The sequence below is a fragment of the Campylobacter concisus genome, from assembly GCF_003048445.1.
GTDB classification, from domain to species: Bacteria; Campylobacterota; Campylobacteria; order Campylobacterales; family Campylobacteraceae; genus Campylobacter_A; species Campylobacter_A concisus_BF.
The window spans coordinates 105,746-120,711 of record NZ_PIQW01000004.1 but is presented as its reverse complement, the minus strand read 5'-3'; the positions used below and the strand labels follow the sequence as shown (position 1 = coordinate 120,711).

Genomic DNA, 14,966 nt, shown 5'->3' with positions numbered 1-14,966 from the left:
TTACTCCTTGATAATTGCTTTTTTATGTGTATTTTGCGAGATAAGCTCGATTTCATCATTCAAATTTAAATCCCTAAGATCAGCTCTCTTGCCATCTTTTCTAATCTCGATAAGCCACTTTGTGCTCTCAAAAAAGAGCTCCCTCATCTCATAAGCCTTCTCTAGCGAGCCAAGGGCTGAGCTAAGAAGCAAGATCTTTCTTTGCACGGCATTTGTTAGGGCGTTTTGCTTGTTTGCCACCTCGCTAAATTTTAGCTCGATCCTAGCTTTTAGAGCGTTTGATGAAAATTTAGAAAGTAGTAAATTTAGCAAATTTTGCTTCTTTGTGATCTTTAAATTTAAGGCGCTATCAAGATCGTCGCTTAGCCTATCAAGATACTGGAAAAACGCCTCTTCATCAGGCAAAAGATCAAGCATGGCTGCACTTGGTGTAAGAGATCTGCGGTCTGCCACAAAGTCACTTATAACATAGTCAATCTCATGTCCGATAGCGCTTATGACTGGCGTTTTGGTAGCGTAAATTTCACGTGCCAGGCCCTCGTCGTTAAAGCACCAAAGATCCTCTTTGCTGCCACCTCCTCTAGCTAAAACGATCACATCGACGCCGTATTTATCGGCTCTGCGCAAGGCTTTTATAAGCGAGCTTGGAGCGCTTTCGCCCTGAGTTAGCGCGTCAAATATATAAATTTCACTTAGTCTCCAGCGGCTCTTTACCACCTTTAGCATGTCTTGAAGTGCAGCTGAAGTAGCGCTTGTGACAAGGGCTATTTTTTTAGGTAAATTTGGTATCTCTTTTTTTGCGCTGATGTCAAAAAGCCCCTCGTTTTCGAGCTTTTCTTTAAGCTGTCTAAATGCAAGCTCAAGCTCACCCTCGCCATCAGGCAGCATCGCACTAGCCACTAGCTGATACGACCCACTTGGCGAATAAATGGTCACTTTGCCATAAATTTTGACCTTCAAGCCATCTTTTGGCAGGAATTTCACCTTTTGGTTATTCATGCGGTACATCACGGCTGAGATGCTTGACTTTTCGTCCTTTAGCGTGAAGTACCAGTGCCCAGAGGCATGCTTTGTAAGGCGCGAAATTTCGCCACTTACCTCGACGTAGTCAAGTGTCGCTTCAAGCAGCGCCTTTGCTTTTTCGTTTAGCTCAGATACGCTAAGCATTGATCTCTTTTACCTTTTTAGCGATAAATAGCGTCGAGATATCCATGCTAAAGCCCTTGCAAAGCTCTATCTCAAAGCCAGCATCAACTAGCTCATCGCAAAAGCTCTTTGCGTCCAAGAAATTTTCGATCGAGCTTGGCAGATACTCGTACGCCTCTTTGTTTTTTGAGATAAAGCCGCCTATACTTGGCAAAATTTTACTTAGGTAAAAATCTCTTAACGCAGTTATAAAGCCCTTTTTCTGGCGTTTGGTAAATTCAAGCACAACGACGTATCCGCCATCAGCCAAGACCCTGTTAAACTCCCTAAGCGCAGCCTTTCGCTCGACCACGTTTCTTATGCCGTAGCTTATGCTTAAAATTTGAGCCTCACCGCTTGCAAGCGTTGTATTATCAGCGTAGGCTTCTATAAATTTAAAATTTGGAAATTTCGCCCTCGCCTCTTTTAGCATGCCGCTTGATGGATCGATGCCAGTTAGGCTTTTTATCTCCACGCCAAATTCTTTTGAAATTTCACTCCAAAGCCCCATCATATCGCCAGTGCCGCAAGCCACATCCACAATATTTATACTCTTGTTTTTAAAAATTTCTAGCATATATCTGCAGGCAAATTTCCTCCAGCTCACGTCCACGCCAAGGCTTAGCACCCTGTTTGCGACGTCGTAAGTCGGAGCGATCTGATTAAACATATCAACTATTTTTTCTTGTTTTTGCATAAATTTTAGACCTTTATATGTAGTAAATTTTTAAATTTCGCGAGATCTTGCGAGTTGCTTTTATAAATTTAAGCCGTTTTTTTAGTATCTCTTCTCTGGTTTTATAAATTTGTTTGTAGATTTTACTCTCTAGCTTTTCTTTGCCAGCAGCCACTGGCAAGCGCTCTAAGATGCCCAGCCAGACATCATAGTCTTGAAGCGCACCAAAGATCTCTTGCATATCTTTTAACCGCTCTTCATACTTTTTAAGCCCGTCAAAATAAAAAATCTCACTCAAAAACTCGTAAGTATATCTCACTTTTTTTAGCTCGATCCTGATCTTGTGAAAGCTCTCATTTGGGCAGTCTTGATCTAGGCTTTTTAGCCTCTTTTGAGCCAAAACTAGAAGTGTTCTTAGCTTAAACGAGCCAAGGCGCGAAAGGCTTACGTCAAAGAGCTTTGATCTATAAAACTCGCCCTCGTTTAAAAATATCTCCCACTCTTTTAAAAATGCGTAGTTTTCCTCGTCGCTAAGATAGCTTTTAACGTTTTCATACTCTAAATTTAGAGCCTTTTGCACAAAGTAAATTAGCTCATTTGCGTGCTTTTGCTCGCTTAAAAAGCCAAGAAAGATGTCTAAGTCTCGCTTTTTGTTGGTTGAGTTTGCCAAAATTTTAAAATTCTCTCCAAAAAAGAGCGTCACTTTTTCATCAAAGACGCCGTTAAAAATTTTAAGTAGTGACCTAACTTTTCTTAAATTTACTCGCAGGTTGTGCAAAATTTCTTCGTCGTGATCTTGCAGATAGTCGCCCTTTAGTCTCTTTATCTCTTTAAAGATGCTTAAAAACAAAGCTCTAAGAGCCTCACCGCTCTTTAAATTTGCAGCAAAATTTGGCGAAATTTCTTTGTTTTTAAAGACTAAGTAGGCTCTTTTGTAGTCGATTTGTTCATTTTCATTTGCGTGGATGGCAAGAAATTTGTTTTTATATCTTTTATCACAAGTTACATCGGCTTGGCAAAACTGCTCCAAAAAGGCTGGCAGTTTAAAATATACAGCCTCATTTTCATCACTAAATTCGATCTCAAATGTGCAAAGTCGATTTAAGCCATCTTTAAAAACATCGATGTTGCATGGGTTATTATTTAGCCGAAAAATGTATCTATCTTTTGTGATGACGTGGCCGATGCGGTTTTTTAGAGCCTTTTTAAACTCCGCCTTTTCGCAAAATTCCTCGTTTTCTTCTCTTATAAGATCTTTGCCAACCTTGATCGTTTTTATAAATTTATCCTCTTCGCTTCTGAAGCGGATCTCTTCATTTTGCGTGATCTTGGTGTAAAACTGAGAAATTTCAAGGTGCTTAAAAACTAGCCCAGCCTCTTTTAGAAAATCTAGAATTTGAGAATTTTTGAGTAAAAATTTACGCTCTATCTCCAAACCCACATTTTTCTCCGAAATTTTTTGCTTATTTTAGCGAGTTAGTGCTTAAAATAATGAGAAAAAGCTAATTTTAGGCTTGTTTGAAGTGTTTTATGAAGAAAAATAAAAATTTATGTTGCGTAATGCAACATAAATTTTGCCTTATCGGCAGTGCTTACAGCTTTTTACGCTAGCAACGATATTTAGGCGCTCGATGATGTTACCGATCTTTTTTTCAAGCGCTTCTTGGTATTTGCCAAGCTCTGAGTCATCATAGCTCATATCCTCGACGCTACCGCAGTTTTCGCAAACCACGTGGATGTGCGGATGCTCGTAGATGTCGTATCTCGCCTTTTGATTGACGATATTTACTTCAACCACTAGACCCTCGTCTTTTAGAGTGTTTAGGTTTTTATAAACAGTTGCGAGCGAAACTGATGGATTTTCTTTCAAAATTTCATCATAAAGCTCATCGATCGTTGGATGTGTGTGACGATCAAGAATTCTCAAAACGCTAAGACGCTGCGGCGTTACTTTAAGCCCAGACTGTTTTAGCAACGATACATATTGCATAATTTTCCCCTATACAAATTTTTGCTTTATGCTAGCAAAAGTAATATTAAACGTTTCTTTATTAAATGATATTAATTATTCTCTAGTAATTTTTGGGTAATTTGCTCAGCGCTTATGCCAAGGCTCTTTTCAACCTCAGCTGTCGAGCCATGCTGGATAAATTTATCATCATATTCAAAGCTAACAACGCTTACATTTGATATGCCATTTTCTTGTAAAAAGGCGCTTACGATCTCGCCAACGCCGCCTTTTTTGGCGCTATCACTAAAGATATACCACTTTTTAGTGCGTTTTGCAAGATCCAGTAAAAGCTCTCTATCAAGCGGCTTTACAAAGACTAGATCGACTAAGATCGCTTCAAGCTTGCCAGCTAGTAAATTTCTAACCAAATTCGCTCTGCCTACGCCGTTGCCATAGCCTAAAAATGCGATATCACTCTTTACGTCAGCTAAAATTTCACCCTTGCCAAACTCAAGCGGTTTGGCTTTAAACTTATCTCTTAAGATAAACGCCCCGCGCGGATATCTAAACGCGCTAACGCCTTTATAAGAGTAGGCAAATTCCATAACATTTTTCATGCTCTCTTCGCACCTTGGGGCAAAAAGAACCATGTTTGGCACAGCGTTTAAAAAGCTGATATCAAAAGCGCCCTGATGCGTTTCGCCGTCCTCGCCCACGATGCCTGCTCTATCCATCGCAAATGTGATGTTTAAATTTAAGATAGAAGCGTCGTGGATGACCTGATCGTAGGCTCTTTGCATAAAGGTCGAGTATATCGCGACAAATGGTTTAAAGCCCTCTTTTGCCATGGCTGACATCGAGGTAACTGCGTGCTGCTCGGCTATCGCCACGTCCCAAAAGCGGTCTGGAAACTCATGTATGAGCGCGTCCATGCCAGTGCCTGTTGGCATCGCAGCCGTTACGCCAACGATGTCGCTATGCTCTCTTGCCATCTTTAAAAGCTGCTCACTAAAGATCGCCGTGGCTGATTTGTTTGACTGTCTTTTTATAAATTCGCCACTTTTTAGATCAAACGGTCCAACTCCGTGCCAATTTTCATAGTAACCCTCGGCAAATTCATACCCTTTGCCCTTTAGCGTCTGCACGTGGACGATGACTGGTTTTTTCATGTTTTTGGCTGTTTCAAATGTGCTAAGAAGCGCTGAAAGGTCGTGCCCATCGACTGGGCCTATGTACTCAAGTCCAAGCTCTTCAAAAAACATGCCAGGAGTGATGAGCCTGATGCCCTCCTCCATGCGTCTAGCCATGTAAGCCGCGGAGTCTGGCATGTAGCTTAAAAAGCGCTCAACCCTGCCTTTAAATTTTTGATAAAACTGCCCTGCCATCATCTGGCTTAGATACTTGCTAAGCGCGCCTATTGGCTTGCTTATGCTCATCTCGTTGTCGTTTAGGATGATGACGCAAGGATATTTTCTATCCCCAAGCTCATTTAGCGCCTCATACGCCATGCCGCCACTTAGCGAGCCATCGCCTATGACAGCTACTGGCAAGCGCTCTTCATTTTTTAGTTTGATCGCCTTTGCAGCGCCAACTGCTAGTGAAATGGACGTTGAGCTATGGCCTGCTACAAAGTAGTCAAATTTGCTCTCGCTTGGCTTTGTGTAGCCGCTGATACCGTTAAATTTTCTAAGCGTATCAAATTTGTCCCAGCGCCCAGTTAGTAGCTTATGCGCGTAGCTTTGGTGGCTCACATCAAAAATAAACGGATCTTTTGTAACGTCAAAAATTTTATGCATCGCGACAATGATCTCGACTGCGCCGATATTTGAGCTAAGATGACCGCCATTTTTACTAACGGTAGCTAAAATTTTATCTCTGATGTCGTGGCAAAGCGCATTTAGCTCATCGACATTTAGGCTTTTAACGTCTTTATTCATTATTTACCAGCATTTTTAGCTTCTCAAGCCTTGTTTGCATCGTCGCATCGATGTTTCCGCCCTCGCTTATTATCACTACGCCACCTTTACTTATGGCATCATCAGCGCTTACTTTTACGCGTTCGTTTTTACTAAACTGCTCTTTTAGATACTCGCTATCTTCAGGATTAACGCGAATTTCTATATTTTTTACATCGCTTAGCTCTTTTATAAGTGAATTTGCTAGGTGATGAGCGATCTGGCTAGAAGCCGTTGAGACCTCTTTTTCTATCACCTCTTTTGCGATCTTTATCGCAGTTTGGCCAAGCTCTTCCTCGCTCTTTTTCAAAAACTCATCAAATTTAGCGTACTGCTCATCTAACTTTGCAGCTGAAGCGTTAAATTTAGCCTCAAGCTCTTTTATCTTTGCCTCGTTTGCAGCGTTTGTTTGAGCGATGCCTTCGTTTTTGCCATCCTCTTTTGCACGGGCGATCTCGGCTTCAAGACGCTTTGCAAATTCGCTCTCTTGATTTTCTATTTGCATTTGAAGTTTGATGATGTTGCTGCTTAGCTCATCTGTCTTTTTAAGGAGCTCCTCGACAAAGCTAGAGTCAAATCCAGGCTGGTGAGCTTGGCTGTTTTGAGGCTGAGGTGCAAAGTGATTTTGCATATTTGGTTGCACTGGGTGCGACATCTGAGGTGCGAAATTTTCACCACCTTGCTCTAAATTTTGTTCATTTAGCTCTTCACTAAGATTATTTTCTTCTATCAAAACAGGTGTGCTATCTTGGGCTCTTTCGTTACTTCCAAGCACCTTAAATCTATAATTTTCTATAAAGTGAGCCGGCGAGGTCTCACTTGTTATTACGCTACTTTTCATTCTATCATCTCATCTGCTTCGCCAACTTGGAAGACGCCTTGATCAGCTAGACCTTGAACGACCTCAACGATGCGTCTTTGCGCCTCTTCAACGTCTTTTACACGCACAGCGCCAAGGTATTGCATCTCCTCTTTGAAGGCTTCAGCTGCACGCTGAGACATATTTGATAAAAATTTATCCTTAATGCCATCACTTGAGCCCTTAAATGCAACCATAAGGTCCTTTTTATCGACATTTTTAAGAATTTCTCTAATCGCAGTTGCGTTAAGGTTGATAATATCTTCAAATGTAAACATAAGCTCTTTGATCGTTGTAGCAAGCTTATCGTCGCTTTGTTCGATGCGTTCAATGGTGCTTTTGCTAGCTTTTTGACCAAGCCTGTTAAGCACTTCTGCCACAGCTCTTGGACCACCAACCTCGACCTTGTAGGATGTGAGGCTCTCAAGTTTGCCCTCAAGCACTGTTGAGACACGCTTGATGACTGATGGGCTGATCTCGCCAAGGTTTGCCATCCTGATCACGACCTCGCTTCTTAGCTCATCTGAGAAGAAGCTTAGCGTCTCGGCAGCACTTGTTGAGTCCATGTGAGCAAGGATCAGCGCGATAGTTTGAGGGTGCTCTTTTACGATGAAGTCTGCAAGTTGCTGTGGCTTTATCTTATCAAGATAGCCAAAGCTCTTTGAGTTTTCCATGCTTTTAGCAAGCTTGTCTAAAATTTTCTGAGCAGCCTCTGGACCAAATGTGCGGTATAAAATTTCTTTTGCATATTCTAAGCCGCCACTTCTCATATATTGGTTTGACTGCATTAGAGCGTAAAATTCTTCTAAAATAGCGCCTGCAACTTGTTTGTCTATATTTTTTGCAGTTGCTATGTAGCCTGAAATTTCAGTGATGACATCAACATCCATGTGAGAAAATATAAGAGCCGTCGCCTCTTCGCCAAGCTGTATTAGTAAAATAGCGATCTTTTCTGGCATCGAAAGATCGTCATATATCATCTTTTGCTTATCGGTTAGTTTTATAGACATCAAATTTCCTTACGCATGTTAAAGTCACTATCATTTTTAACCATATCTTGGAGTAAATTTGAAATTTCCTCGCTTCGTTCAGTGACTACTATCTTCATCTTTTCAAGAAGGACGTCGTATTTTAGCTCATCTTCATTAAATTCACCGCTAAGACCAAGCTGTTCCTCGACCTTCTTACGAGCGGCTTTAAATTTCTCAAGCGTATCTTCAGCATCCACCTCGATATCTTCAAGATCGTCCTGGGCTTGCTCCTCTTCTTCTTTCGTCTCTTCAAGCATCTTTTGCATAAATGGCACGATGACTTTTTTGTAGAAGATGTAAAGTAGCAGTGCTGCAAAGATGTATTTAAGTAGCGGCAAGAAAGGCATCACGTAGTTGTTCATAAAGCCATCCATCTTCTCGCCAGTGCTGACATCTTTGCCAGTTTTAAACTCGAAGTTATCTAAGCTTACCTCATCGCCTCTATTTTGATTGTAGCCGATTGATTGCTTGATTAAATTTGTGATTGATTCTCTTTGCTCTTTGGTAAGCGGGGCAAATTCAAGCTCGCCAGTTGGTTTGCCGTCTTTATCCTTTTTGCTTTGATAAAGTCCGTCTATAACGACAGCTGCGCTCACTCTGTTTATGCTAGCAAACTGCCCTTTGACATTTGTCACTTTCTTTGAAATCTCGTAGTTTGTCTGCTGTGAGCTTTTATTGTACTGCTCTTTTAAAGTGCTGTCATCTAGCCCTTGAACAGGACCTATGTTGCTAACTGCACCTGGTACGCCGCCTACTTCATTTGGAGCTGAGCCTTGGCGCTTTTCTTCGATGTTGCTCTCGCTTCTTACGACGTTATTTGGGTCATAAACCTCGCTTTTTGTATCTTTTTTATCAAAGTCAAAGTCGATATTTACCTTTGCTACGACCTTATCTGCCCCGCCCACGATAGGAGCTAGGACATTTACGATCTTTTGCTCATAATTATTTTCAAACTCGCGCTTATAGCGGATCTGCTGAGCTATGGCATCACTATCAAACTCACCGTCCTCATCGCCAAGTGCGACGCCATCTTGATTTACTATCTTGACATTTTCGGTGCTTAAATTTGTAACAGAGGCGGCAACTAGGTTTTTAATGCCAAAAATTTGCTTCGCATTTAGACTAACGCCTGGCTTTAGCTCAACCACGATCGAGGCTGTTGGGAGCGCTTGCCTTTCGGTAAAGACACTCTCTTTTGGTATGGCTATTCTTACGGTTGCTTTTTGGATAGATGAGAGGCTCTCGATCGTTCTAGCTAGCTCACCCTCAAGCGCTCTTTGAAATTTAACTCTCTGCTCGGCATCCGTTGCACCAAATTCTTGCTTGTCAAAAATTTCAAAACCGATCTTGCTCTCTTTTGGTATGCCAAGCGTTGCAACAGCGATACGCTCTTTATATACATCGCTAGTTGGCACAAGGATCGTGCCTTCATTTGCTAGTTTATACTTGATGCCATCTTTGTTTAGCTGATCGACTATTAAGGCTGAGTCGCTTGGGCTGATGTTTTCAAAAAGGACGCTATATCCTGCAAAGCTATCACTTTTGCTTTTGTAAAGCGTTAAAAATACCAAAAAAGCTACAACCAAAACGATCGAGCTGCCTGCGACGATCTTTTGTTTTAGTGAAAGCTTTTGATAAATTTGACTTATTTGATGAAGTAATGCCTTAAAATCCATATCCCTACTTTAAAATTTGCTCTAACTCTTCAAAAACTCTATCGTTTTGCCATGCCTGACCGATGGTGATTCTCACCGCATTTAAGGCGTAGCTTTTTAAATCTCGTAAAATTATACCTTTTTTTAGCATCTTTTCGCATATCTGGCTTGATTTTGGCTCGTTAAATTTAAAAGTGATGAAATTTGTATAGCTTGGGATAAACTCTATGCCATTTTGCCTTGCAAACTCCTCATATCTCTTCATCTGCTCGAAGTTGTTTTGCATAGTTTTTTGCACAAATTCATCATCCCCAAGCGCTACTATCGCTGCTCTTAGGCTTGGAGTTGTGATGTTAAATGGAGCTCTTAGCTTTGAAAGAGCGCCTATGATCTCTTCATTTGCCACGCCGTATCCCACGCGCATGCCGCCAAGTGCGTAGGCCTTTGAGAACGTCCCAAGATAGATGGCATTTTTAAATTTCACCACCTCACTTGGTTTTATCTCTTTTTTGCTATCTTTAAATTTAGCAAATTCGTTGTAAGCACAATCAAGCACCACAAGCGTGTTTTCATCAATGTTTTTTATAAATTTATAGACTTCATCGGCATCGATGCACTCACCCAAAGGGTTGTTTGGTAAGCAAAGAAAGATGACAGAAATTTCATCTTTGTGTGCGTTATAAATTTCTAAAAACTCGCTCAAATTATGCTCCACGCTCTTTGTGCGGTAAATTTTAGCCCCTGTTTGTTTTGCATAAATTTCATACATCGCAAATGTCACGCCAGCCATCAAAACACCACTTTGCTTATTTGCCTTTGCGTGAAGTGCAAACTCTATGATCTGGTCGCTTCCAGAGCCGATGATTAGATTTTTGCTAGTTACGCCAAATTTCTTAGCCAGCCCCTCTTTTAGCTCAAAGTAACTATCATCTGGATAGAGATGTGCGTTTTTAGCGACCTCTTTTAGCGCCTCTTCTACGCGTTTGCTCGTGCCAAAAGAGTTTTCATTGCTCGCTAGCTTTATCACATCTTTCGCATCGATGCCAAACTCTCTAACTACAAGCTCGATCGGCTTTCCAGCCTCGTAATTTACTAGATCATCTAAAAAGTCATTAAATTTCATTACTCATCTCCGTTTAAATAGCTTCCAAGCCACGTTATCTCAGCGCCGCTCTCTTTTGCGAGTTCAAAGGCGTTTTGCACCTTCTCATCGTCGATATGGCCTTCAAAGTCAAGGTAAAAAATTGACTTAAATTCTCGCTGCTTTATAGGACGTGACTCAAGTTTTGTGATATTGATATTTTCATTTTTAAAGATAGAAAGCAGATCAGCAAGGCGTCCTGGACTGTGATCAGTCTTTGCTAGGATCGAAGTTTTCGAGTTTTCGACCTTGGCGTTTTTAAAATCGCTTAAGATCAAAAATCTCGTTCTATTTGCCATATTATCTTCAATAGTCTCATAGACGATTGGCACGTTGTAAATTTTAGCTGCGATTTTTGAGCAAATGGCGGCTGATTCTCTATCCATAGATGCCATATATGCGGCTGCTGCGGTTGATTTGGCTGGGACAAATTCGACCTCATTTAGCATATGATCTTCTAAAAATTTACGGCACTGGTTGTAGCCTTGCGGATGTGAGTAAATTCGCTTTATCTCTTTTAAATTTTCATTTATGCTAACAAAGCTGTGGTGGATATCTACGTAGAGCTCTGCCACTATCTTTATATCATCAAATTTACTCAAACAATCAAGCGTAGCTCCAACAGCGCCTTCAGTGTTGTTTTCGATAGGCACGACACCGTATTTTGCCTCTTTTTGAGCTAGCTTCGTAAAAACTGCCTCGATCGTAGCAAGTGGTAAATATGCACTCATCGCACCAAATCTACTTTGCGCCGCTTGATGCGTGTAAGTGCCCTCAGGGCCAAGATAGACGATCTTTTGAGGCATCTCTAAATTTCTACTAACAGCAAAAATTTCAAGATAAATAGCCTCGATCGCAGCCTTATTTAAAGCTTTATCTTTGCTAAGGCTAGTTAAGCGGTTTATGATGGCTCGCTCACGCTCAGGGCGATATATAGGCGTCCCGCTCGTTTGCTTTAGCTTGCCGATCTGCTCAACAAGCTTCATTCTTTCGTTTAGTTTATTTAAGATGAGATCGTCGATACTATCGATCTCTTTTCTAAGCTCATTTAGCTCTTGCATCAGCGCTCTCCAAAAATTCTCTCTCTAAAGCCACGACGTCCTCGAAACTCTCGCGTCTTCTTATGAGCCTATCTTTGCCATCAAGCACGCAAACTTCAGCGGCTCTGTTTCTTGTATTGTAGTTTGAGCTCATGCTAAATCCATAAGCCCCAGCTCCCTTAACCACGATGACATCGCCACTCTTACACTCTGGCAACTCTATATCTTTTGCTAAAAAGTCACCGCTTTCACAAACTGGACCAACCACGTCGCAAGTGCCTAAATTTTCATCCTTGCCGTAAGCAAAAATTTTGTGATGCGCGCCATAAAGGCTTGGTCTTATAAGATCATTCATCGCGCCATCAGTGATGACAAATCTCTTTTTGCCGTTAAATTTCTCATATAAAACGCTTGCGACAAAGTAGCCAGCATTGCCCACGATGAAGCGCCCTGGCTCGCAAACGATGGTCACATCTTGACCCTTTAGTGCGCCTAAAATTCCTTGTGCGTAGTCATATAAATTTATCTCTTTTTCGTCGTTATAGATGATGCCAAGTCCGCCACCAACGTCAAAGAATTTGATATCTATTTCAAGCGCTTTTAGCTCTCTTAAAAGCTCGCTAACGATCTTTGCAGCGTCTATTATAGGGCTTAGTGAAGTTAGCTGCGAGCCGATGTGAAAGTGTATGCCAGTTGGCTCAAGAAACTCTGATGCTTTAGCGTGGATATACATCTTTTTAGCAGTCACCGCATCAACGCCAAATTTGTTTTCATTTAGCCCTGTCGAGATATATGGGTGCGTTTTTGCATCAACGCCTGGATTTACCCTGATGCTGATCCTAGCTTTTAAATTTAGCCCCTTTGCAATGTTTTCAAGCCTTAAAAGCTCTGCAAAACTCTCGACATTTATCAGCAAAATTTCATTTTCTAAAGCCTCTTTTAGCTCCGCATCGCTCTTGCCAACGCCGCTAAAGATGATCTGATATCTCTTAGCTCCTGCTAACAGCGCTCTTTTGACCTCGCCGATGCTCACGCAGTCAAATCCTGCTCCAAGATCAGCTAAAAATTTTAAAACACTTAAATTTGAGTTTGCCTTTACAGCGTAGCAAACCAGAGATTTTCTAGCGTAAAATGCGTTTTTTAGCGCTTCATAGCGCTCTTTAATGTAGTTAAAATCATAAACGTAAAGTGGGGTTTTGTATTTGCTTGCAAGCTCTTTAAAATCCATAAAATAGCCTTTTTTAAAATGGCTTGATTTTACAAAAAAGTTGCCAAAATTTGGCTTAACGATGCGATTTTATGAGATAAATGGCGTATGCAAAAAGCAAAATAACTGGGAGCACCATGCCGATCTCTGGCAAGATGACTGAGGTTTGAGCAAATTTGGTTAAGATAAAGAGAAGTCCCCAAACTACGAGTGTTATGACAACAAAGATAAATGTTGAGAGTGCTAGGTTAAAAAACCTACCAGTTACTGGCAAATGATAGTAGAAAATAAGCAATAAAAATGGCGCAAAAAATGGCGTGATAGCAAGGTTATAAAATGCTGTTCTTGCGCTGTCTAGCCCTATGCCTTCGTTTTTAAATGTCTTTATAAAATTTATCGCATCAGGTATGTTAAATTTCGAGTTTTCAACGCTTGCAGCACTCTCAATGCTCTTTGGCTTAAAGCCTCTTAATGCATCTAAATTTTCGCTTTTTACCTTACTAAAGCCATTTTCGCCAAGCTCTAAGCTTTGAGGCAAAAAGGTCTGATTTACATCCTCTAAAACCCACTCATTGTCTTTAAATTTAGCGTGGTTAGCAAAGGTTGTTGAGAGCAAGTCAGTGCCATTAATGTCAAAAATTCTTACGTCATTTGCCCTTTGTTTGGCTGAGTTTAGCTCTTTTATATAGATAAATTTACCTTCAAATTTCAAAAATGAGTCGTTTGTGCTTTTTGAAAAAGCGGTGTTTTTAGCGATACTTTTTTGATAGTCATGCGCATAAGCAAATGGCGTAAAATTTAGCCCGACATAAAAAATCGTCACAAAAAAAGCGATGAGAAATGGCGGCAAAATGAGTTTGTTTTTGCTGATACCAAGAGCATAAAAGCTGATTAGCTCGTTTGAGCGAACCATATTTACATGTAAAATTATTAGCGCAAAGATGAGCGAAAGTGGCAAAACGTAGCTAATGGCACTTAGCGCAGTAAGGCCAACGTAGAGCAGCTGAAGGTTCGCAGATGGTGGCAGATCTTTTAAATTTGTAAGCAGATCAATGCCAACATAAAATAACTCAAGCGCTAAAAATACGATAAGAAAAGATTTTATATAGACCCAGCCAACGTATCTGGCGTATAGTTTCATTTGATAAGACCTTTTTTTACCGTAAATTTTTGTGAAATTTCGTTGATGTCGCTCTTTAGAAGCTCACAAACCGCATTTTTTGTATAGGCTAAAATTTCATCTAAAGCCTTTTTTTCTTCATCGCTAAACTCGCCAAGGACGAAATTTTTGGCATCGTCCTCATGCCCTATGCCAACGCGCACTCTTTCGTAGTCGTTACCTATTAGATTATCGATCGATTTTATGCCGTTATGTCCGCCGCTACTGCCGCCTTTTTTAAATTTAACCGCGCCAAAACTAAGATCAAGATCGTCGTGGATAACAATGATCCTATCTGGCTTGTAAAAGTCTTTTACCGCCTTAACACTTTGACCTGAGAGGTTCATAAATGTCGTTGGTTTTAGCAAGATAATGTCGTTAAATTTAAAAACTTCGCCTTGAAATTTAGCTGAGCTAACATCTTTGAAATTTGAGTCTTTTAGGAGGTCTATAAGCATAAAGCCTATGTTGTGTCTAGTGTTTTCGTATTTGGGGCCAGGATTGCCTAGCCCCGCTATTAGTGTCACAAAAGCCCTTTTTATTTAGCTTTAATAACTCCAAGTACCGCAACACGGTCGGCGTCAATGATAGTAACGCCTTTAGGAGCTGTGATATCGCGAACCAAAATCGTATCATCAATGTCAAGTTTGCTTACATCAACGTCAAATGAATTTGGTAAATTTTCAGCCGTGCATTTTACGCAAAGACGTCTTTTTGACTGGATCAAAACGCCCTTATTTTTAAGACCAATAGGTATTCCAACTGGCTTAACCGAGATCATATATTTTGATAAAACGCCAGGAAGTGCTACTTTTAGATCTACGTGTTTAAGATCGCTTGTAACAACATCTCTTTGGTAATCAACAATAACGACATTATAAACTTTTCCGCCTACTTTTACATCAAAAGCAAGGCTCTCTTTTTTGCGTGCCTCTTTAATAAAGTCATTGACTTTAAAAGCAGCTGCAACATTCTCTAATCCCTTGCCATAAATGTTGGCGATTAGATAACCATCTCTTCTCAAAGCCTTCGCAGACTTCTTACCGATACTCTCTCTAACGATTCCTTCTAACATCGTTTTCCTTTCATAAAAAATAGGTGCTGATT

The 14,966-nt window shown here is 40.7% G+C and carries 14 protein-coding genes; all 14 read right to left on the bottom strand.

Annotated features, from left to right (window positions below):
* Positions 1 to 1,167 (bottom strand): exodeoxyribonuclease VII large subunit, encoded by a 1,167-nt coding sequence (xseA, locus tag CVT14_RS03600; RefSeq protein WP_107849718.1) that lies wholly within the window; start codon positions 1,165 to 1,167, stop codon positions 1 to 3.
* Positions 1,160 to 1,882 carry a bifunctional demethylmenaquinone methyltransferase/2-methoxy-6-polyprenyl-1,4-benzoquinol methylase UbiE gene (gene ubiE / locus CVT14_RS03595; protein ID WP_021089684.1) on the bottom strand — a complete coding sequence of 241 codons (723 nt, stop codon included), beginning with the start codon at positions 1,880 to 1,882 and terminating at the stop codon, positions 1,160 to 1,162. The genes xseA and ubiE overlap by 8 nt, the downstream gene beginning before the upstream one ends.
* Positions 1,883 to 1,895: 13 nt before the next feature.
* Positions 1,896 to 3,302, bottom strand: a complete 1,407-nt coding sequence (locus tag CVT14_RS03590) for a CHAD domain-containing protein (RefSeq protein WP_234403110.1) — start codon at positions 3,300 to 3,302, stop codon at positions 1,896 to 1,898.
* Between the two features lie 138 nt (positions 3,303 to 3,440).
* Positions 3,441 to 3,851, bottom strand: a complete 411-nt coding sequence (locus tag CVT14_RS03585; RefSeq protein ID WP_009294652.1) for a Fur family transcriptional regulator — start codon at positions 3,849 to 3,851, stop codon at positions 3,441 to 3,443.
* Between the two features lie 71 nt (positions 3,852 to 3,922).
* The gene (gene dxs / locus CVT14_RS03580; protein ID WP_107849717.1) at positions 3,923 to 5,749 is read right to left on the bottom strand and encodes a 1-deoxy-D-xylulose-5-phosphate synthase; all 1,827 of its coding nucleotides are present in this window, start codon (positions 5,747 to 5,749) and stop codon (positions 3,923 to 3,925) included.
* Positions 5,742 to 6,608: a flagellar assembly protein FliH gene (fliH, locus tag CVT14_RS03575; RefSeq protein WP_107849716.1), complete on the bottom strand. Its 867-nt coding sequence runs from the start codon at positions 6,606 to 6,608 to the stop codon at positions 5,742 to 5,744. The genes dxs and fliH overlap by 8 nt, the downstream gene beginning before the upstream one ends.
* The gene (fliG, locus tag CVT14_RS03570; RefSeq protein ID WP_012001435.1) at positions 6,605 to 7,636 is read right to left on the bottom strand and encodes a flagellar motor switch protein FliG; all 1,032 of its coding nucleotides are present in this window, start codon (positions 7,634 to 7,636) and stop codon (positions 6,605 to 6,607) included. The genes fliH and fliG overlap by 4 nt, the downstream gene beginning before the upstream one ends.
* Positions 7,636 to 9,333: a flagellar basal-body MS-ring/collar protein FliF gene (fliF, locus tag CVT14_RS03565; protein WP_103597392.1), complete on the bottom strand. Its 1,698-nt coding sequence runs from the start codon at positions 9,331 to 9,333 to the stop codon at positions 7,636 to 7,638. Before fliF ends, fliG begins: the two co-directional genes overlap by 1 nt.
* Before the next feature lie 4 nt (positions 9,334 to 9,337).
* The gene (hisC, locus tag CVT14_RS03560) at positions 9,338 to 10,435 is read right to left on the bottom strand and encodes a histidinol-phosphate transaminase (protein WP_107849715.1); all 1,098 of its coding nucleotides are present in this window, start codon (positions 10,433 to 10,435) and stop codon (positions 9,338 to 9,340) included.
* Positions 10,435 to 11,514: a prephenate dehydratase gene (pheA, locus tag CVT14_RS03555; protein WP_107849714.1), complete on the bottom strand. Its 1,080-nt coding sequence runs from the start codon at positions 11,512 to 11,514 to the stop codon at positions 10,435 to 10,437. Before pheA ends, hisC begins: the two co-directional genes overlap by 1 nt.
* Positions 11,498 to 12,721 (bottom strand): diaminopimelate decarboxylase, encoded by a 1,224-nt coding sequence (gene lysA, locus CVT14_RS03550; protein WP_107849713.1) that lies wholly within the window; start codon positions 12,719 to 12,721, stop codon positions 11,498 to 11,500. The genes pheA and lysA overlap by 17 nt, the downstream gene beginning before the upstream one ends.
* Before the next feature lie 55 nt (positions 12,722 to 12,776).
* Positions 12,777 to 13,841, bottom strand: a complete 1,065-nt coding sequence (locus CVT14_RS03545) for an LptF/LptG family permease (protein ID WP_107849712.1) — start codon at positions 13,839 to 13,841, stop codon at positions 12,777 to 12,779.
* The gene (gene pth / locus CVT14_RS03540; RefSeq protein ID WP_107849711.1) at positions 13,838 to 14,386 is read right to left on the bottom strand and encodes an aminoacyl-tRNA hydrolase; all 549 of its coding nucleotides are present in this window, start codon (positions 14,384 to 14,386) and stop codon (positions 13,838 to 13,840) included. Before pth ends, CVT14_RS03545 begins: the two co-directional genes overlap by 4 nt.
* An 11-nt stretch (positions 14,387 to 14,397) precedes the next feature.
* Positions 14,398 to 14,934: a 50S ribosomal protein L25/general stress protein Ctc gene (locus CVT14_RS03535; protein WP_107849710.1), complete on the bottom strand. Its 537-nt coding sequence runs from the start codon at positions 14,932 to 14,934 to the stop codon at positions 14,398 to 14,400.
* Positions 14,935 to 14,966: the final 32 nt, after the last annotated feature.